We start from the raw sequence: 18938 nt of genomic DNA, 5'->3' as shown, positions 1-18938 counted from the left end.
TAACAATCAAATCCTTTGGTTAAGCTAGTATTAATAATAGCTTAACTAAAGGACTCTGAGGTGATGATATGTTACTGTCAGGAGAGATTATATCTGGAGAATTTGACGGCAATGCGAATGAGTTTTCTATACAAAAAGTAAAACACTTCACGACACAAACAACGATAAATGAAAAACAGTTAAAAAGTCTTTATCATTATCTGAAAAAACATCAAGATGATGCAGAAGGCCATGTCATTACGCTATATGACCAATTGCCTATCCGATTGAATCGGGAAGAAATAAGCCTACTTGCGGGTGACCTTGAAAAAGTGCAGGAAATGTATCTTGACACATTCTGAATGACCGCTTATAATGAAGAAGATTTTTAATAAGAGGGAGTATTATTGAGAAAATGAGACAACATCCTAACTTTGAACCGATAATTGAATATGGTCAAAGCCTCTGATTTGCGTTGCAGAGTGATTGGGATACGTCTGTCCTTTATTCATAATCATAATGTCAAATTATGAAAAAAGTTATATACCATACAATGAACTCTACGGATAATTCAATTCAGGTGGTGGAAAGGCGGCTCTGTTCTGTCTTTCCTTTTTAGTTTTAGTGAATGAGACCCCCCAATGTTTTTAAGGAGTACCCCTACTTTTGACCACAGGCAGCTGCTTGTGATTTTTTATTTTGAACAAACAATTGAAGGAGGAAGTTTTTTGCAAACTTTATTATTTTTTTGATGGTAAAAAGTGAGTGAAATGCATAGATATACTATATTTTAAAATAAAATTAGAGGTAAAAATAATGAGCAAATCAAAAGAAAAAAATTATGAATTTCTATCAGAAGATCCGAATGTCAAAACATTGCCGCTTATGGCAGCGTTGATCATCGGAGCGTTTTTCGCGATATTGAATGAGACACTGTTGAATATTGCGCTCACGACATTAATGGCAGAGTTCGATATTACGCTACCAACTGTCCAGTGGGTTGCAACAGGATTTATGTTAATGATGGGGATTGTTATACCAGTATCTCCATTATTTATGCAATGGTTTACGACAAGGCAGCTTTTCATTGGGACGATGACGGTCTTTACAATTGGTACAACGATAGCGGCAATCGCGCCGACATTTTCCGTATTGCTTACTGGCCGGTTGATTCAGGCAGTCGGTACTGGAATGTTGATGCCGATTATATTCAACGTCTTTTTACTTGTGTATCCTCCACATAAAAGAGGGAAAATCATGGGAATTGTTGGGTTAGTTATTATGTTTGCACCTGCAATCGGACCAACACTTTCAGGAGTTATCGTTGATTACTTGGGTTGGAGATTTTTATTTATCTCTGTCCTCCCATTTGCTGTATTTTCGATTCTTTTTGCCTTGAAATATTTGGTGAATGTATCGGAAGTGACGAAACCGAAGATCGATTGGCTCTCCATTGTCTTTTCAACGGTAGGTTTTGGTGCAACAATATACGGATTCAGCTCGGTTGGAGAGAGTGAGGCAGGGTTTTTAACACGTGATGTTTTAACTGCAATTATCATTGGGGTGATTGGAATCATTCTCTTTGCCATCAGACAATTTAAGCTGGAAGAACCGTTGATGGACTTGCGCGTGTTCAAATTGCCGATGTTCACGCATGCAGTAATCATGTTCATTATTATTGTGATGACGATGTTTGCCTCAGAACTTATCTTACCGGTGTTCATGCAGGGACCAATGGCTCTTGCACCAGCAATGGCTGGAATGCTGCTGCTCCCGGGAAGTATTTTAAACGGGATTATGAGCCCATTTATGGGCGCTTTATTCGATAAAGTTGGTCCTCGGGTGATGATGATACCTGCGACAATTGTGCTTGCCGGGACGATGTTTATGTTCAGCCGAATGACAGCTGATACGCCGCCTTGGGTAATAATCGTTGGATTTATGCTCATTATGCTTAGCGTATCTGCAACGATGATGCCAGCTGAAACAAATGGGCTGAATCAGCTGCCGAAGCGATTATATCCGCACGGTACGGCTGTGATGTCCACGCTGCAGCCGTTGAGCGGGGCAATTGGAGTTTCGGTATTTATCAGTATTTTAAATTCGAAACAGGCCAGTTATCTCGCAGGTGTTGCGGATCCTGCGTCTCAACAATCAATAACGCAAGCGATGGTTGTTGCAGTGGAGCATGTCTACTTTATTATCTTTATCATTACGATCATCGCAGTAATTCTATCCTTCGTTGTCTACCGCGCTCGGCCGGTTGAAGAAAATGTTTAAAAAAGGTTGACAATTATCTAAAAGCTATGTAGAGTATAGCTAATAACTTAATAAAGCAAATTTTCTTATCAAGAGAAGTGGAGGGACTGGCCCTGTGAAGCTTCAGCAACAGACATGAATATGTACTGTGCTAATTCCAGTAGCGTCATATGCTTGAAGATAAGAAGAGTAGACACGATACTAGAATCCTCTTCTTATTTTCAAGAAGGGGATTTTCTTATTTTTGCAGATATGAAAGTAGAAATCCTTTCTTCCCGCATAAATGCAACTAGAGCATTCGCCGTAAAAGCTTGGTGAAGACAGAGTCTTCTAATCAAAATATATAATGAAAAGGGGAAATACAATGACGACACTTACGAAAGCGCCATTTCGAGCAGATCATGTTGGAAGTTTATTAAGACCCGAAAGCATTAAGCAAGCAAGAGCAGATTTTCAGGCCGAAAAGAAGTCAGCGGATGAATTATATGCGATTGAAACAGAAGAGATTACCCGAATTGTTGATAAGCAGATTGAAGTTGGCTTAGAGGTTGTAACGGATGGAGAATTCCGCCGTAGATTCTGGCACACTGATTTCCTTGAGCATTTAAATGGCATAGAGGGCTATGTTCCAGAGCATGGTTATCGATTTAAAGGGATAGAAACAGAAAAGTACACAATTCGCAACAACGGAAAAGTGTCATTCAATCCGAACCATCCATTTATTGAGGACTTTAAGGTCTTTAATAAAATTGTTGATGGTCGTGCAGTCGCAAAACAAACGATTCCAAGTCCGAATCAGCTATTCCACCCTGGCATGATGGACGAGACAGTTTACTCCGATATTGAAATTTATGCGAAAGATGTTATTCAAGCATATCGTGATGCGATTCAAGCGTTTTACGATGCAGGTGTCCGTTACTTGCAATTGGATGACGTATACATTGCAGGACTCTCTTCTCCTGAGAAGGAATTCCCTGAAGATGGCTACTCGAGAGAGCAATACATCGACTTGGCCCTCCGCGTAATCAATGGAGTGTTGGATGGTAAACCAGCGGATTTAACTGTCACAACGCACTTATGCCGTGGAAATTACCAGTCTGCATACATGTTCAGTGGTAGTTATGATTTGATTGCACCAACCTTACTCGCGAAGGAAAAAGTGGATGGATTTTTCCTGGAATATGATGACGAACGTTCTGGGGATTTCAAAGCTTTAGCCCATATTCCTAAGGGTGGGCCACAAGTGGTCCTTGGATTAGTTACTTCGAAGTCAGGTGAACTGGAAGATAAGGAAAAGCTTAAAGATCGAATAAAAGAAGCGACACAATACATTCCCAAGGAGCAAATTTGCTTAAGCCCACAATGCGGATTTTCATCAACCCATCACGGAAATAAGTTAACGGAAGAACAGCAATGGGAGAAATTACGCTTTATCGTTGAGTTATCAAAAGAAATTTGGTGATACCAAAATGAGATAATCTTAAGCATTTGGACGGTACACCTGTTATTTAACAAGCAGAAGACTCTCGTGTTTTATACACATTAACGGTCTGTAATACCCCCCACTCTAAACAAGAGGGAAAACTAAAATGTGAAGGTGGGGGATATACAGTCCGTAAATACCTGATTCTGTTCAACTAACATTCAGTGGGGAGGTAAGGAGAATCTCCCACTGAATGAAGTTTCACTTTAAGAATTATTTAATAGTGAATGAAAAAGGTCAAAAAAGCAAATTTCGAGCAGTATGTAGCTGCTGGAAGTTTGCTTTTTTTATTGGTGGACATTACGTTTGGATTTTAATCGTAAGAGTTGTAACAATTATTATACTTTGTTAATATCATAATACCAAGTAAATTTATATGAATGGTGTGGTTGGATTGGGAGAGCAGTTTAATCGTTTATTTGACGAGTGGGCAGCGAGTTACGATGATACGGTTCAGGGGGCTGATATGGAATATCGGGAAGTATTCAGAAATTATGAAATAATTCTTCAGAAGATTAGTGATCGTGTGCATGGTTTTGTCATTGAGTTTGGCGTAGGAACAGGTAATTTAACAAAAAAGCTTATGGAAAAAGGGTTAGAAGTGGTTGGGATTGAGCCTTCAGACAATATGCGGAAAATTGCCCAACAAAAACTTCCTAACACGAAAATTATGAAAGGCAATTTTCTATCCTTTCCCAGACAAAATAAAAAGGTAGACGCAATTGTGAGTAGCTATGCATTTCATCACTTGACGGATAAGGAAAAGGAGCAAGCGATTAAACTCTACACAAATATATTAGACACGCAAGGGAAAATTATCTTCGGTGATACGATCTTTGAGAATGATAAAAAGAAAAATGAAGCCTATCTACAGGCGAAAAAGAAGGGTTATCATCGATTAGCAGAGGATTTGAATACGGAATATTACACGACCATCCCTAAGATGGAACAGATACTTCATCAGTATGGGTTTACAACAAGTTTTGAACAAATCAATGATTATGTATGGATTATGGAAGCGCAATTGAATAGAGAAGCAAAGCTCGCATAAGAAAAATGTCCATATGAGGCAGGTGGTGGAAAGAATGAATATCATACAAAACCTCAGCCAGTTGGTTGGGAACACGCCAATGTTTGAAATCACTGCATATGATTTACCAAAAGATGTAAGGCTGTTTGCGAAATTGGAGTTCCAGAATATTGGTGGGAGCATCAAGGATCGGCTCGGATTTTATCTCATTCAAAAAGCTATCGAAAAAGGGGAATTACAAAAGGGAGACACCGTGATTGAGCCGACCGCGGGTAATACGGGGATTGGCTTGGCACTTGCTGCAATCCATTATCAATTACATGCTATTTTCGTTACTCCTGAAAAATTTAGTCAGGAGAAACAGGCCCTTATGCGGGCATTAGGCGCTGAAGTAATCAATACACCGACAGAGTTTGGGATGGCCTATGCAATAGAAAAGGCGCAACAACTTGCAAGCGTTCGTCCGGGCGCCTATATTCCTAATCAATTTTATAATAAAGATAATCCAAACACCTATTATGATACACTTGGGCCGGAAATTATAGCTGACTTAGATGGAAGAGTTGATATTTTTATTGCTGGTGCCGGTTCGGGTGGGACGTTTACTGGCGTGGCACGTTATCTAAAAGAAAAGCAGCCACAAGTAAAGACAGTAATTGTGGAACCTCAAGGATCCATTTTAAATGGGGGTGACCCGGGTCCCCATAAAATAGAGGGAATAGGAGTAGAATTCATACCAGACATTATGGACCGGAGTCTATTTGACAAAATTTATACGGTTACCGACGAACAAGCATTTGCCCGATTAGCTGAGATAGCAAAATATGAAGGATTACTCGTTGGCAGTTCTTCCGGTGCTGTAGTAGAAGCTGCTTTAAAAGAAGCAGAAATCGCGGAGCCTGGAACAAATATCGTAACTATTTTTCCGGACAGTAGTGAACGCTACTTGAGTACGGGAATCTATCGCGGGGAAAACGTCCGTAACACTTCCGCATCAAAAGGAAGAGGTTAATCAAATTTATTTAGGCGGACGCTACCACCCTGATTCACGAAAGCGAATTCAGTGGGAGAAGGGCCGTCGACTAAATACGCGACGTCTTGTCGCAATGTCGACACTAGCACGTCCAGTGCATCGAAACCCCCACTGAATGAAGTTTCATTCTAAGGAGGGATAGAATAAGATGAGAAAGAAAACGCAATTAATTCACGGTGGAGCAGCTATTGATAAAAATGTTGGCGCGATGTCGCCGCCGATTTATCAGGCAAGCACATTTAAGCAAAATGGTGTCGGTAATTTTACTTATGAATATTCACGGACGGGAAACCCTACGCGAGAGGCTTTAGAAACACTTATTGCTGATCTGGAAAAAGGGAAGCGTGGCTTTGCTTTTGCTTCTGGAATGGCTGCAATTGCAGCGGTAATGGATCTATTTCAATCGGGAGATCATATCCTGATTACTGATGATGTATATGGCGGAACTTATCGCTACATGACAAAGATCTTAAATAACCGGAACATCGATGTAACCTTCACAGATTCAAGTAATTTGGACGAAGTTAAAGAAAACATTCGCCCGGAGACAAAAGCTATTTTTATAGAAACACCGACAAATCCATTGTTGAAAATAACGGATATTGAAGCGTTAGCGGATATTGCAAAAGGAAATAACTTAACATTAATTGTTGATAATACATTCCATACGCCATATTGGCAATCGCCAATTGATCATGGAGCAAACATTGTCATCCATAGTGCAACGAAATATTTAGGAGGCCATAGCGATCTTGTAGCGGGTCTAGTAGTAGTAGACGACGAAGAGCTTGGTGAAGCAGTACATTTTATTCAAAATGCGACCGGTGGTGTTCTAGCTCCTCATGATAGTTGGTTGCTGATTCGAGGAATCCGAACATTAGGAGTTAGAATGGAAGAAATCGAAAGTAATACGAGTGAAATTGTTGAATTTCTTGTAAACCATCCACAAGTTGGAAACGTGTACTATCCAGGTTTACCAGAGCATCCGAACCGTGAAATTCATGCCAAGCAATCAGGTGGTTTCGGCGGGATGGTATCCTTTACGGTAGACAATGAAGAAAAAGCAATGGAAGTTCTTAATAAAGTAAGATATTTCACTCTTGCTGAGAGTCTGGGAGCTGTCGAAAGCCTTATTTCACTTCCAGCAAAGATGACACACGCCTCTATCCCGAGAGAGCGAAGAATTGAATTAGGGATAGAAGATGGTTTGATTCGTCTTTCAGTTGGTTTAGAAGATGTAAAGGATTTAATGGAGGATCTGCAACAAGCGTTAGATTAGATGTGAGAACTCTCATAACTTTTAGATAGTTGATTATTTCTAGAAAAAAGGTATAATGATTAGTATAAAATTAAACGTTAAGAAGGATGATTAGAAAATGAGACTACGATTCCAAACTTTGAACCAGTAACTAAATACGTTCAAAGACTCTGCTTGTTTGTGCAGGGTAAACGGGATTAGTCTGTCCTTTTTTAATCAACTTCATTTTTAATCTTACTCTGTTTTAATGAGGAAGGCGGCTTATTCTGCCTTCTTTTTTTGTGCCCTTTTTTAACAGAAAATGAAAGAGGAGGAGGAAAACCAAATGCAAATGTTATTATTCTTTTAATACGAGCTCGCATTAGACTTGAGCTCGTATCGATCCTAGCTATCGATACGAAATTTAACTATTTCGGGAGGTAGCAGAGATGGAAAAAATATGCTTTGAATTAGAAAATATAGCGTTAACTTATTTTGATCAAACGATAATAGAGATTGAACGATTAGCAATTCACCAGTTTGACCGAATCGGTATTGTTGGGAAGAATGGTGCAGGTAAGAGTACGTTATTAAAGCTCTTGGCTGGGATGATTCAGCCAACACGTGGAAAGGTGCATCATCATGCAGATTTTGCCTATTTTGATCAATTGTCGGCGCCAGAAAAAAGTGCGATTGATTATGAATTAATCGGGAAATTAGCGATCCCGGAAACTTCGCTTGATAACTTCAGCGGTGGAGAGCAAACGAGATTGAAACTTGCGCAAATCTTTTCTGATTATCATGAAGGCTTACTTCTGGATGAACCGACGACACATCTTGATGCGGATGGGACCCAGTTTTTAATCGATGAATTAACTTACTACTATGGTGCTCTAGTCCTCGTAAGCCACGACCGTTATGTGCTGGACCAATTGGTGAACAAAATTTGGGAAGTCGAGGATGGTAGAGTAAAGGAGTATGCAGGAAATTACTTGAACTATACCGCGCAAAAAGAGCTGGAAAGAGATCAGCAAGCAGAAGAACATGAAAAGTATCAAAAAGAGAAGTCACGTTTAATGAAAGCTGCTCGAGAAAAGATGAAGAAGGCAGAGAAAATAACCGAGGCGAGTGGCCAAAAGTCTAAAAAGGAAACAAGAGCGAAGGCGAACCGGATGTTTGAGACGAAATCAAAGGGAACAAGTCAAAAATCTGTTGAGCGAGCAGCAAAAGCACTGGAAAAAAGGGCGGAACAACTGGATGAGGTGGAAGCACCAAAAGAAGAGAAAATCATCCGTTTTCACCAGTCGAAAGCACTCGAACTTCATAATAGATTTCCAATCATGGCAGACCGCTTGAACCTGCAGGTAGGGGAGAAGGCATTACTTGAGGAAGCAAGTTTTCAATTCCCGCTTGGTAAGACGATTGCAATCACAGGAAAGAACGGTTCAGGAAAAACAACGTTACTCCGACATATAATGAATCAAGGCGAGGGGCTGACCATCTCTCCGAAAGCTGTAATCGGAGTTTATGAGCAGCTGGATTATAAATTTACGAAAGATGAAACAGTCCTTGATTATATGAAAGATCGTAGTGACCACGCAGAAAGTAAAATTCGCTCCGTTCTGCATGCCATGAGCTTTACAGGTAATGATTTGAAGAAAAATATCAGAGAGCTGAGTGGGGGAGAAGCAACTCGTTTAGTACTTTGTCAGTTGTTTTTAGGCAGATACAATCTATTGATACTGGACGAACCGACAAACTTTCTTGATGTGTTTTGTATTGAAGCATTGGAACGATTTTTAAAAGGTTACGAGGGAACTGTTCTGCTTGTGTCGCATGACCACACCTTTATTGAACATGTTGCGGATTGTGAGTATCGTTTGGAGAATAAGAAATTATCGTTAAAAAGTTAAAAAACAATTGAACCTTTTCATCCTAATCATTGTATAAGTGAGTAAAGGAAGAAAAGGAGTTTGATAATCGATTGCGTTAGGCTGGTTAATAAGCAGTGTTGTAGCAGCAGTTCTAGGAACGGTTTTTGTTATAATCATTGCTACAATGAATAAAAAGGTAGTTCGAAACAAATTGGGTAATATTGATTTTAAAAAATCGGATATTTATTTCCAGTGGACGAGATGGGATTATGTGATTATTATCGCTGCAGCTTATACATTTTTATGTATAACAGGTTTATTCGTATTTTTGCTACGTGGCGATAATATAGATAGCCCTTGGATACAATTTTTTATTCATCAAACCTTTGTGTTTTCTCTAATCACATTGACTTGGTTCGTCACCAGAATTGCATATGTCTTTAAAGGAATTAAAGAGCGGTGGTCCGATGAATTTGAATAAGGAAATAGATTCTTGTATGGAGAAGCAAGATCCGTATTCGGCAGAAGCGCTTTTTGCGACTTATAAAACTGCGATCTATCAATTCGTCTATAGATATTGTCAAGATGAGCAAATGAGTCTCGATCTTGTACAAGATACCTTTGTCCAATTTTCCAAATATCGGGGACGCTTTGATGAGAGAAAATCGAGCATTAAAACCTATTTATTCCGAATGGCTTATCAGCTTATGATCAACCGCTTGAACAAACGTAACCGGATGAAGAAATTATTGCCGTTCTTGTATATACAAAATCAAACAGATAACGTCTCGACGGAAGATAGATTAACGATACAAGCGGCAATTCAACAATTACCATCTGAACAGCGGGCAGTTATTTTACTAACCTACTATCACGATTTAACCCAAAAGGATATTTCCGAGATTCTTGGAATCCCTTTAGGAACAGTAAAATCACGTCTACATGTTTTGTTGAAGAAATTAAGGGAAATGTTGGAGGTAGGAGAATGAGTAAAAATGAATTTCCAGATGAACTTAAAAGTAAATTGGATGAGTTCCATGTGGAAGTACCGGATATTCCGTTAAAGAGGAGTAAATGGGAACGTCTTGCTAACTGGATTCATGCGCCGGCAAAGAACCCGCTTGATGTGCTTCGGATTAAAGGGGATTCTATCATAAAACTCGTATTGTACCCAATGGTTCTCATATTTTTTATTTATTTAGCACCGCTTCTATTGATTTGAGTAGGAAGCGTTAAAGTAAAAAAGAATAGGGCACCTAGTTAGAGGGTGCCCATTTCATTCTGCGTATGTTTTTTTATGCAAGAGTGTTCTTGTTTCCCGACTAAAGCTTCTCTTCTTCTCACCAGTTCGAATAGATTACGTCATTTGAACCGTATGAGAAACAACATGAGCATACTTTTTTGTCTGTGGTACGAAGCTCTGGTAATTGGTTTATATTTGAGTTTACGTTTTCTTTTATTTAAATATCTATTCTTTTTGAAGTAGAATTGAATCAAAAAACCAAAATAAAATGGCGGCTAGAGTACTAAATATATAATGAGATAACATACTAAAAGGCTTTTCTCCCAAAAGTATCATAGCGAATGCTGTAGCAATAAACGCGATAGTTGCATAGATTAAGAGGTAAAGTATATTGAATCTCTTAGGTTTTATGTTCAATACAAACTGAACTGGTGCTGTAAAAATCAAGGAAAAGATCAAATAAAAAAAGTTAAGTAAAGAGTTAAGTAAAGAGTACCAATCAAAGAAAAGGTAGATAGCGAAAGAGTTATCATACTTAAAATTATAGATGTACATAAAGCACACAATAAAGCAAAACATAAGTACCGCAAAGTAAATATTCTCTTCATAAAAACACGACCTTCTAACTGGATTTAACTCTATCCCGCGGGAGAAATTAGAATACATGAATATATGGTAACAAAAGAAATCGATCTTTGGAAATTATTCCCTGGTATTGGATATGAATCATGGACGTACGATATGTAAATTTTCTAGAATATTAGTTAGATAATATACTTTAAGACTTAGATAGTTCACGCCTGAAATATGGGAGTGGACTATTTTGTTGCATTTATATATTTAGGGGGGCAATAGGATACGTAAGAGTGATTAGATCTGTATCCCCGCCTTTCGAACTGATGAAAAGGATTGGAATATCTGTCTCTTTTCGTACCATTTGACATAATTCAAAGCCATCTATATGGGGCAGAAGTTACATCTAATATGATATTAAATCGGGTTGTTTATTTTTAATAATTTCTATCGTCGAGCGGCCATGACGAGTCGTCGCCACAATAAACCCTTCTTTTTTCAGGTAAAGACCGAGAACCTCTAACATATCAAGATCATTGTCTACTATCATAATTTTTCATTACCCATTCTATCCGACCCTTTAAGGAGAATCTACTTTCTGAAGATTAATTATCTAAATGTATTAGATCATAATATACATGCTTTATATACTTTTTGAAATCAAAATTTCTTAACATCTTGACAAGCAAACTTCATTTTTATATTTTTTCAATAAAACTAAAAAAATGGAAAGAAATGGTACATCGCAAACCTACATGAAAAATGTTGATAATTGACTAAAATTGTAGTATATTTACAAAGTATATTTTTTTATCTTCTTTCTCTAATATGGTATAAAGGGCTAGTTTAACGTTTTTTAATTGCTGCTATTACGGTCTAGTGGGTTTAACAGAAATAAAGAGGTGAATATATGAAAAGAAAAATAAAAATTCCTTTAGCATATCAAATTCTGATTGGATTAGTCCTTGGGATTATTGTAGGGGCTATTTTTTATGGAAATCCTGCGGTGGAAACTTATTTACAGCCGCTTGGGACAATATTTCTTAATATGATCCGCATGATTGTCGTTCCGATTATTATTTCTACACTAATCGTCGGTGTGGCCGGAACAGGAGACTTAAAACAATTAGGAAAACTTGGAGCAAAAACGATGATTTATTTCCAAGTTGTTTCCCTTGTTGCTATTGTAGTCGGACTGGCAGCAGCAAACATTTTTCAGCCTGGTAAAGGGATCGATATGTCTTCCCTTGCTAAAACTGAAATCAATGAGTATGTTGAGACATCTGAAAGTGTGCAGAATGAAGGGATTATGGATGTCATTGTAGGTATTGTGCCTAGTAACATTATCCAATCAATGGCAGAAGGGGATATGTTGCCCGTTATTTTCTTCTCTGTATTGTTTGGATTAGGTGTGGCGGCAATTGGTGAAAGAGGTAAACCTGTACTCGCATTTTTCCAAGGCACGGCAGACGCTATGTTCTGGGTGACAAATTTCATTATGAAATTTGCTCCGGTTGGTGTATTTGGATTAATCGGTGTATCTGTTTCTAAATTCGGTTTAGAATCATTAATTCCCTTAGGTAAGTTAATGCTCCTTGTATACGGGGCAATGATTTTCTTTGTTTTAGTTGTCCTAGGGACAATTGCGAAAGTGGTAGGTTCGAGCATTATTAATATTATAAAAGTATTGAAAGAAGAATTGCTTTTGGCATACTCTACTTCAAGTTCCGAGACTGTTTTACCAAAACTGATGGAGAAACTGGAGAAGACAGGATGTCCAAAAGACATTGTTTCTTTTGTTATTCCAACCGGTTATTCGTTTAACTTGGATGGTTCTACATTATATCAGGCGATTGCGGCTATCTTTATAGCGCAGTTATATGGAATAGATTTAAGTATCATAGAACAAGTTACATTAGTCTTAGTATTAATGATTACATCGAACGGGATTGCTGGTGTCCCCGGTGTTTCGTTTGTTGTTCTCTTGGCAACACTTGGAACAGTTGGAATTCCGTTAGAAGGACTAGCTTTCATTGCTGGTGTGGACAGACTGCTTGATATGGGACGTACTGTGGTGAATGTTCTTGGAAATGCGTTGGCTGCGGTAGTTATGTCGAAGTCTAGCGGCAGATTTGAAGTGAATAAACGGGATGCATATCTCGCAGCACTTCGGAAGTAGCATTCAATTTAATAGTTGTAGAAATAAAAATGCTGGAGGATAGGTTTCATACCTGTCTTCCAGTATTTTTTGTCTATGCAAACATTTTACAGTTTTGGAATGAAAATTTAGCAAGTCCGTCGAGAAGTTTTATGATTCATTACAACGATTTGACTGACCAAGTTGAAGACACGATAAATTTTGAATGAACGCCGCCTACCGTATCTGTTAAGCAACGCCCGATAATCCCATATCCATTATCGCGGAGAAGCTGTGCGGTTCGCATATCAAGGATGGTTGACGCATCGACTGTATGGTCTGATTGGTAATTGTTTGATGTTAGGCATATATGCTATATATTAATTTAAGGAATAAATATTGAAACAGTGGTATATAGGGAATATAATTATAATTAATTCTATTTCCACAAGGTTATTTTCCAAATTAGGAGTTGATAGGTTTGGAAAAAAATGGGTTATTTCTTCTTTTTGTTATTATAGGCATATCAGTTGGTTTAATAGCTTGTGAAGAAGATACACAAGAAAATCCAGACGACAAGCCTGAGACTGAAGAACCCAATGTTGCAACTAATACGGATAAAAATCCAGACGCACAACAAGTTTCTCCACAAGAGGGTTATTCTGAATCATCGGAATATGATATTGTTAATTTAGTCGAATCGGTTGACCCTTATGTATTGAAACCCACCATGACAGCGAAGGAAAGGTACAAGATAAGAGAAGAGTTGTATCAGAGTTTATCCGAAGAAGAGATGGATAAAATGAGTGACACAATCATAGATTTATCACTATTGTTAACAGGTACCGTTGCGAACGATTTATATAAAAATTTAATTAACCCAAGCGATTCAAAATGGGATGCTTTAGAAGTAAGCAATTGTTATTATACTCGTGAAAAGCTAGAAACTATAACACATCAAGTATCTGATCATCAGCCCTTGCTTGATGACTTAAATATGGTAATAAAACTTTGTGAAGAAGGGGTAGAACAAAGAGATGTTCTAAAAATAGTGGATGCACATCGTATATTATATGATATTTCTCACCATTTATTTCAAGATGGCGGGATATTTGTTAATGATGGAGATATTATCCACGATATGTATTTTAAAGCCTCGAAAACCTTGGAAGGAAGCCATAACTTGATAAGTAATTAAACATAACGAACGCTCAGAGGTTACTTAATTATTCTCTGAGCGTTAATTTTATTTAATTCTTGAAGTTAACTCTTTTATTAAAAATGTGGTGACCACAGAGCATCGCATGGTATCGAATTCCAACGAGAACCATATGCAAGTCCAGTGTCTATAAATCCATAACTAGCATCATCAGCGCTTATTTGATCCCAACCTCCACTAGTCTTACTAGCGTAGTTTATCTGTAGCCATTGGGGATTGTGGACACCAGTTGTAGGACTAGATGACTTGATTGCAATTTGTTGTCCCGCTGCAACAGAACCAATCCTTCTTCCATTTACACTATACAAATTCAAACTTCTATTTCTAACTTTAAAATTATAATGCCCTTCATTTTTACTACCTACCCACCCCCAAGCATAAGCATACTTTACATCGGAATATACAGAAAATAAAAAAGAGTAGCAACCACTACTCTTTTCAATTTAAGATCCTTTGATTTTTAAATTATTTTTATAACAATCTTTACAAATTATTTCGCTATTTTTTTTCAAATATGCTTTAATTTCTACCATAGCTGTTTTTTCTGGAGCTTTCATCTTTGCATAAATTTCTTCATCGCCTTCTACTTCTCTTCCGCAAACAGAACAATATAAATTACGTTTAATCATTTACACCCCTCCCTTTTCAAAGTCAATATAATTCAACCATTACGAAAAGAAAGAAAAAGAGTAGCATTTTGCTACCCTTCTAAAGATTTTAATTTAACCACAAATCTTCTTCGTAGCTGCAGTACATCCCAATGAACCAATCAAACCACATACTGTAGCAAGTGATAAACCACCTATACCAGTTGTTATCTCTAAAGCTCACTGCTAACGGATAGCATCCGGCACCTTCACCTGCTCCACATAAAGCACCAACAGCCCATTCACGCCAACCAAAAGTTGTATAACCGTCGCCTTGACCACCTACGACCTTTTCATAAAAAGCTTCTTAGCTTATAACTTGGCCGTCTTCAATTATTTCCCCGTTTTCATTAATATCCATTGAAAATACTTTTTCCCCATTTACCTTCATTCTTATATTTATTAATCCATTATCTTTTTCTTCACCATAGAGCAATTTATAAGCTTCAACTGTGTTTTGATCCAAATCATATAGTAATTCAATATAAGCCAAATTGTCGGCCCTACTCTTTCTCCTATAATAAAGCTAACCACTACTCTATAATCCTCTTTATGAATCACAATATCCTTTTTAGGTAATTCATTTATTATTGTCTCCTTGGACAGTTTTTTGTACTCGTCAGTTTTCTTAACCTTGTTTAAAATATTATTAAATTCTTTTGAGTAACATTTGATCCAGGTTTTGCTATACAATCTCCACCCTGACATTCAAATTTTTCCGAAGCTGAAACCCCATTTTGTATATTGTTTAACGGAAGTAACAAAACCAGTAATACAGCAAACAATGTCATAGCTTTTTAACCACAATATCGCTTCCTTATTTTTTAACAAATGCCAAGTCATTTCGAATACAGTCTTTTGAAATAAATTCTACTGACAAGTGCAGCAATAACCGTACCTAGTATTAAACCTATTAAAATACTCCACTCAGACTGTTCCTTTGTCAAAAAACCATACAGAAAGAAACCTATAACAGTTCCACACAATATACCGACCGTAGAGTTCAAAATGTACTTTTTCATACATCACTCTCCCTCAGTGGAAAGAATATTCAAACAAAACCACTAGAGCACTATACCTCTTTCAATTTTTTAAAAACATAGAATCAAATAAAAAAAGAGTAAAAATACTCCCTCTCCCACGACTTAATCCATTTTGTTGAAAAGCTAAAAAAGGCATTTCTTTAACATATATCGAATTATATCAAAAGGAATTTATATTCCATTCCCTAAACCCGGAGTGATTCATTTGGAAAAACAACTATTAACCATGACACAAATCGCAAAGCAATTAAACCTTGCTAGAATGAGTTTACTATATATCCTGAGTATTCATAGAAAATCCCTACTAGCCTTCTAAGATAGGTACATCAAGCATTTAAGTCAAGTTAAAAATAAAATTCATCAAATAAATGAAAAAAGAACCCATTTTTGCTAAGGTTAAAAGTACGACCAACACATCTTCAAATAGAAGTTTGAAATAAAAAATTGTATTTTAAATTAGAATATGGTAAGTTTTAAATAAGATATACGAGGGGGGTAACATGAAAACAATATTAAAATTTGTAAAAAAACCTATATTAGTACTGTTTGGAATGTCTTTCTGTTTTATTAGTGTCTATTTTCTTATTACAGAAGTACTTCTTAATGATAATAACAGTAATGTATCTGCAGAACAGCATGGGAAAATAGTGCAGGATCATTTTGAGCTGGCAATTAAAAATAGGAACAAAAAGGAGATAATTAAAACAGACACAGATACTAATGAGTATATCTTGGCAGCACCCGAGTATTATAATGTTAATGAGTATATAAAAGATCTTCTAAACAACTTACAGAGTGATTCATTAGGTGGAGCTGCTTCTAAATATGATTATGACTTTCATTTGCTAACAAGTTCAGCAGCTTATGCAAAACATTTCGCAGCCTTATCTAATAATGAAGAAGAGGTCAATAAATTAAATGAAATAGCCGAAATTGGAGAATTAACATTTTCAGCTGATCCAGAAACAGTAGAAGAAAGAAAACAAAGAATGATAAAGGCGTTGTCTAACTTTTAAAGTCTTGACGAATAGAATGAAGTGACAAAGGTAAAGAAAAAATACCAATATGATGAAAAAAATAAATCAAAACAACGACAAGTTAAACTTAATTAGGAGGCAATCGCCTACCTTTTTTATTTAAACAATAGTAAGTTAGAATTTGTTTATACTTAATCCCCCATGAGAATAACTCAATTAATTTCCACGGTCAGTCAAACCTTTTCACTAGTAATTAAGCTATTAATTATCAATAAAACCGGAAGGAACGTCTTGTAAACGCTCTTTCCAGTTTATATCAATATTATTATTCATCAAGGCATTTTTGATGAATAAACAGTTGGCACGGTAGGGTATCCAAACAAAATGTCAGTATCACACCATAAATTACTTTTTACAAACCATTGACCATTTTTTCTGTATGACCTTATTGATAGTCGGTCTGGATAAGTCATACCAGCATAAGAAAGACCGCTCGTATTTATGCGGTCACCGTTAGCCCCGTAAATACTATCAATCCATATCGTACCTTGATAAATTCTGCACCTTCTACCTGACCTGATTAAAAATGTTGCCCCGCTACTTGATGTTGCCTCTGCGTTAGCTATGCTATACGCATTATTTGCGGAAGTGTCTTCATATGAAACTTGCCCAGTTTTCCATCCTCCTGCCGCTGCATTATAATAATAAATATCTGTGCTCCATGTACCATCTATGTCTCCACGAGTTACATAGCATTCATTATTTAAAATCCTTCCTCCAATATTACCGCTGTAATTATACACATTGATTGTTCGTCCCATACGATTTACAACAAATCTAGGTTGTGCCATTTTTTATCTTCCCTTTCTGAATTTTTAACATTTACACTATAGGTTTTATCGTTTTCTAAGAAGAATTCTATTATGATATTGAAATTGTTAGGGGGGCTTAATTTAAAAGAATCATTCACTACCTTTAGTGTGTTATACGCTCAAATTTCGTTGCTATATACACCCATCCAAAAATAGTTTTGGGTTGTAGGTGACTAATAGCACCGTCATGACCAGATGCTCGAAAACTCCTTTTCACTACAAATAAACCATCAACGAACCTTTCAACTTGAACAATATACGAACCAGTTGCTGTTGTTACGTAATAAGCCTGTGTGCCGGTCTTATGAATACAGGTAAACTATGAGCCTGTTTACATCTCTCCTTTTTGAATATTTATTAGATGTACATCTGTTAATAGAAAGAGAATATTTTATAAAAAAGTAAACCACATTTTAAAAGTTAATTATTGTCTGTTAGTCAATGTTTTAATTGTCTCAGATAGATTAGTTATAACCTTTTCTAAATCCCCAAGTTTCCGCTCAAATCGCATAAATAAATATACAGTTATTGCAATTGGGAAGCCGAAGTTCCCAATTATAGATACCCAAACAGGTACATCTTCAGGTGTCATCATGCCTTTTCTCCTTTCGATATTGTCTATTACTGTATAAAGTGATAAAAATTTCAAAAAACAAACTAGAACATTCGTTCTTTTTGGTTTATAATATGAATTATAAATCTCTTTGTATAGATATAGGAAAAAATATGAAGGGGGTTTTATTTTGAAGAAAGAAGATTGCAAAACACAGGATTCCCATATGTTAGAGTATTCTGAACGCCTATTAGAAAGTTTTCTATCTCATGGTGCAAATTACAAGCTCCTACAAAAAGCTTTAGACAACCCGACAGAAAGAAATAAAAAAGAAGTTAACAATGCATTTAAAGAACATTGCAAAAAAGTAAAGGTAATTAAATATACTAGTAATTTAATTCACTTCTATAGTATCGATTATGACAAAAGGATAAACAGATATAAAAATAACTCCTTATTAATTCTTGATAATCCTGTTTCATATGGTGATAGCAGTAATTCAATAGTTGGAAAAGACCTCATAGAATCAACCACTCATAAAGATTTTGACTCCATTTATGGTTTTACATTGAAAGATCAAGTAGGAAATGAATGTTTAATTTCAGCATTAGAAAAAATTACATCTAAACAACTGCAAATACTAGAGTTAATTTATTTGAATGGACTTTCATTACAAGAAATCTCATCTCTATTCAAAACAAGTCCTCAAAACATTTCGAACCAACATAGAAAAGCACTCAAGAGACTCAAGGAAATATTAAGAAATCAGTGAAGAGGAG

General features: G+C 36.6%; 21 protein-coding genes, 1 pseudogene and 1 riboswitch. Of the genes and pseudogenes, 14 read left to right on the top strand and 8 right to left on the bottom strand.

The window, feature by feature from the left end:
- Window positions 1–68 precede the first annotated feature (68 nt).
- From WKU33_RS03335 to WKU33_RS03290, 10 genes are all read left to right on the top strand, one after another.
- Window positions 69–341, top strand: a complete 273-nt coding sequence (locus WKU33_RS03335) for a hypothetical protein (RefSeq protein WP_156856534.1) — start codon at window positions 69–71, stop codon at window positions 339–341.
- Between the two features lie 454 nt (window positions 342–795).
- Complete coding sequence (locus tag WKU33_RS03330; RefSeq protein WP_442946185.1) at window positions 796–2259, top strand: MDR family MFS transporter; 1464 nt, start codon at window positions 796–798, stop codon at window positions 2257–2259.
- Between the two features lie 62 nt (window positions 2260–2321).
- A riboswitch (SAM riboswitch) is annotated at window positions 2322–2425 on the top strand.
- A gap of 177 nt (window positions 2426–2602) precedes the next feature.
- Entirely contained in the window at window positions 2603–3700 is a 1098-nt protein-coding gene (locus WKU33_RS03325) for a 5-methyltetrahydropteroyltriglutamate--homocysteine S-methyltransferase (protein ID WP_188857918.1), read from the top strand.
- A gap of 415 nt (window positions 3701–4115) precedes the next feature.
- On the top strand, window positions 4116–4772 hold the full coding sequence (locus tag WKU33_RS03320; RefSeq protein ID WP_156856531.1) for a class I SAM-dependent DNA methyltransferase: 657 nt from the start codon (window positions 4116–4118) through the stop codon (window positions 4770–4772).
- Window positions 4773–4806: 34 nt separating this feature from the next.
- The gene (locus WKU33_RS03315) at window positions 4807–5763 is read left to right on the top strand and encodes a PLP-dependent cysteine synthase family protein (protein WP_336252249.1); all 957 of its coding nucleotides are present in this window, start codon (window positions 4807–4809) and stop codon (window positions 5761–5763) included.
- A 169-nt stretch (window positions 5764–5932) separates the two neighbouring features.
- A complete protein-coding gene (locus WKU33_RS03310; RefSeq protein ID WP_156856529.1) occupies window positions 5933–7063 on the top strand; it encodes a bifunctional cystathionine gamma-lyase/homocysteine desulfhydrase in 1131 nt (376 codons plus the stop codon).
- 407 nt (window positions 7064–7470) lie between these two features.
- On the top strand, window positions 7471–8934 hold the full coding sequence (locus WKU33_RS03305; RefSeq protein ID WP_336252250.1) for an Msr family ABC-F type ribosomal protection protein: 1464 nt from the start codon (window positions 7471–7473) through the stop codon (window positions 8932–8934).
- A 145-nt stretch (window positions 8935–9079) separates the two neighbouring features.
- The gene (locus WKU33_RS03300) at window positions 9080–9376 is read left to right on the top strand and encodes a hypothetical protein (protein ID WP_340453197.1); all 297 of its coding nucleotides are present in this window, start codon (window positions 9080–9082) and stop codon (window positions 9374–9376) included.
- On the top strand, window positions 9363–9884 hold the full coding sequence (locus tag WKU33_RS03295) for an RNA polymerase sigma factor (RefSeq protein ID WP_445321676.1): 522 nt from the start codon (window positions 9363–9365) through the stop codon (window positions 9882–9884). The genes WKU33_RS03300 and WKU33_RS03295 overlap by 14 nt, the downstream gene beginning before the upstream one ends.
- Window positions 9881–10117: a hypothetical protein gene (locus WKU33_RS03290; protein ID WP_340453195.1), complete on the top strand. Its 237-nt coding sequence runs from the start codon at window positions 9881–9883 to the stop codon at window positions 10115–10117. Before WKU33_RS03295 ends, WKU33_RS03290 begins: the two co-directional genes overlap by 4 nt.
- Window positions 10118–10363: 246 nt before the next feature.
- Here the strand turns inward: WKU33_RS03290 and WKU33_RS19060 are convergent, their stop codons facing one another.
- Together WKU33_RS19060 and WKU33_RS03285 are read right to left on the bottom strand one after the other, a co-directional pair.
- Entirely contained in the window at window positions 10364–10693 is a 330-nt protein-coding gene (locus WKU33_RS19060) for a UPF0715 family protein (RefSeq protein ID WP_445321675.1), read from the bottom strand.
- Window positions 10694–11117: 424 nt separating this feature from the next.
- Entirely contained in the window at window positions 11118–11261 is a 144-nt protein-coding gene (locus WKU33_RS03285; RefSeq protein ID WP_340453193.1) for a response regulator, read from the bottom strand.
- Window positions 11262–11621: 360 nt separating this feature from the next.
- Here WKU33_RS03285 and WKU33_RS03280 point away from each other — a divergent pair, with 360 nt between their 5' ends.
- A complete protein-coding gene (locus WKU33_RS03280; protein ID WP_336252254.1) occupies window positions 11622–12890 on the top strand; it encodes a cation:dicarboxylate symporter family transporter in 1269 nt (422 codons plus the stop codon).
- A gap of 439 nt (window positions 12891–13329) precedes the next feature.
- Complete coding sequence (locus WKU33_RS03275) at window positions 13330–14046, top strand: hypothetical protein (protein WP_188857933.1); 717 nt, start codon at window positions 13330–13332, stop codon at window positions 14044–14046.
- A 464-nt stretch (window positions 14047–14510) separates the two neighbouring features.
- On the opposite strand, the gene WKU33_RS03270 is transcribed toward WKU33_RS03275, so the two are convergent.
- The 4 genes and pseudogenes from WKU33_RS03270 to WKU33_RS03260 form a co-directional block, all read right to left on the bottom strand.
- Entirely contained in the window at window positions 14511–14696 is a 186-nt protein-coding gene (locus tag WKU33_RS03270) for a Fe3+ hydroxamate ABC transporter substrate-binding protein (protein WP_188857935.1), read from the bottom strand.
- Between the two features lie 93 nt (window positions 14697–14789).
- Window positions 14790–14967, bottom strand: a pseudogene (locus tag WKU33_RS19055) (halocin C8-like domain-containing protein); the annotation flags it as partial.
- Window positions 14968–15021: 54 nt separating this feature from the next.
- The gene (locus WKU33_RS03265) at window positions 15022–15207 is read right to left on the bottom strand and encodes a hypothetical protein (RefSeq protein WP_188857937.1); all 186 of its coding nucleotides are present in this window, start codon (window positions 15205–15207) and stop codon (window positions 15022–15024) included.
- Window positions 15208–15553: 346 nt separating this feature from the next.
- Complete coding sequence (locus WKU33_RS03260) at window positions 15554–15736, bottom strand: hypothetical protein (protein ID WP_188857939.1); 183 nt, start codon at window positions 15734–15736, stop codon at window positions 15554–15556.
- Window positions 15737–16257: 521 nt separating this feature from the next.
- Here WKU33_RS03260 and WKU33_RS03255 point away from each other — a divergent pair.
- Window positions 16258–16773 carry a hypothetical protein gene (locus tag WKU33_RS03255; protein ID WP_156857190.1) on the top strand — a complete coding sequence of 172 codons (516 nt, stop codon included), beginning with the start codon at window positions 16258–16260 and terminating at the stop codon, window positions 16771–16773.
- 293 nt (window positions 16774–17066) lie between these two features.
- Here the strand turns inward: WKU33_RS03255 and WKU33_RS03250 are convergent, their stop codons facing one another.
- On the bottom strand, window positions 17067–17585 hold the full coding sequence (locus WKU33_RS03250) for a hypothetical protein (RefSeq protein ID WP_156857191.1): 519 nt from the start codon (window positions 17583–17585) through the stop codon (window positions 17067–17069).
- 445 nt (window positions 17586–18030) lie between these two features.
- Window positions 18031–18198, bottom strand: a complete 168-nt coding sequence (locus WKU33_RS03245; protein ID WP_340453228.1) for a YvrJ family protein — start codon at window positions 18196–18198, stop codon at window positions 18031–18033.
- Between the two features lie 151 nt (window positions 18199–18349).
- Here WKU33_RS03245 and WKU33_RS03240 point away from each other — a divergent pair, with 151 nt between their 5' ends.
- Window positions 18350–18931 (top strand): RNA polymerase sigma factor, encoded by a 582-nt coding sequence (locus WKU33_RS03240; protein WP_340453188.1) that lies wholly within the window; start codon window positions 18350–18352, stop codon window positions 18929–18931.
- Window positions 18932–18938 lie beyond the last annotated feature (7 nt).

This window comes from Oceanobacillus sp. HCA-5259 (genome assembly GCF_037892815.1).
GTDB classification, from domain to species: domain Bacteria; phylum Bacillota; class Bacilli; order Bacillales; family Amphibacillaceae; genus Oceanobacillus; species Oceanobacillus indicireducens.
This window is presented reverse-complemented; position numbering and strand designations above follow the sequence as displayed.

What these genes read in the sequence shown, in the direction of transcription:
- WKU33_RS03245 (WP_340453228.1), bottom strand. Translation starts at nt 18,198, where the DNA reads ATGACACCTGAAGATGTACCTGTTTGGGTATCTATAATTGGGAACTTC.
- WKU33_RS03325 (WP_188857918.1), top strand. Translation starts at nt 2,603, where the DNA reads ATGACGACACTTACGAAAGCGCCATTTCGAGCAGATCATGTTGGAAGT.
- WKU33_RS03315 (WP_336252249.1), top strand. Translation starts at nt 4,807, where the DNA reads ATGAATATCATACAAAACCTCAGCCAGTTGGTTGGGAACACGCCAATG.
- WKU33_RS03290 (WP_340453195.1), top strand. Translation starts at nt 9,881, where the DNA reads ATGAGTAAAAATGAATTTCCAGATGAACTTAAAAGTAAATTGGATGAG.
- WKU33_RS03335 (WP_156856534.1), top strand. Translation starts at nt 69, where the DNA reads ATGTTACTGTCAGGAGAGATTATATCTGGAGAATTTGACGGCAATGCG.
- WKU33_RS03270 (WP_188857935.1), bottom strand. Translation starts at nt 14,696, where the DNA reads ATGATTAAACGTAATTTATATTGTTCTGTTTGCGGAAGAGAAGTAGAA.
- WKU33_RS03310 (WP_156856529.1), top strand. Translation starts at nt 5,933, where the DNA reads ATGAGAAAGAAAACGCAATTAATTCACGGTGGAGCAGCTATTGATAAA.
- WKU33_RS03330 (WP_442946185.1), top strand. Translation starts at nt 796, where the DNA reads ATGAGCAAATCAAAAGAAAAAAATTATGAATTTCTATCAGAAGATCCG.
- WKU33_RS03285 (WP_340453193.1), bottom strand. Translation starts at nt 11,261, where the DNA reads ATGATAGTAGACAATGATCTTGATATGTTAGAGGTTCTCGGTCTTTAC.
- WKU33_RS03250 (WP_156857191.1), bottom strand. Translation starts at nt 17,585, where the DNA reads ATGGCACAACCTAGATTTGTTGTAAATCGTATGGGACGAACAATCAAT.
- WKU33_RS03295 (WP_445321676.1), top strand. Translation starts at nt 9,363, where the DNA reads ATGAATTTGAATAAGGAAATAGATTCTTGTATGGAGAAGCAAGATCCG.
- WKU33_RS03255 (WP_156857190.1), top strand. Translation starts at nt 16,258, where the DNA reads ATGAAAACAATATTAAAATTTGTAAAAAAACCTATATTAGTACTGTTT.
- WKU33_RS19060 (WP_445321675.1), bottom strand. Translation starts at nt 10,693, where the DNA reads ATGTACATCTATAATTTTAAGTATGATAACTCTTTCGCTATCTACCTT.
- WKU33_RS03260 (WP_188857939.1), bottom strand. Translation starts at nt 15,736, where the DNA reads ATGAAAAAGTACATTTTGAACTCTACGGTCGGTATATTGTGTGGAACT.
- WKU33_RS03305 (WP_336252250.1), top strand. Translation starts at nt 7,471, where the DNA reads ATGGAAAAAATATGCTTTGAATTAGAAAATATAGCGTTAACTTATTTT.
- WKU33_RS03280 (WP_336252254.1), top strand. Translation starts at nt 11,622, where the DNA reads ATGAAAAGAAAAATAAAAATTCCTTTAGCATATCAAATTCTGATTGGA.
- WKU33_RS03300 (WP_340453197.1), top strand. Translation starts at nt 9,080, where the DNA reads ATGAATAAAAAGGTAGTTCGAAACAAATTGGGTAATATTGATTTTAAA.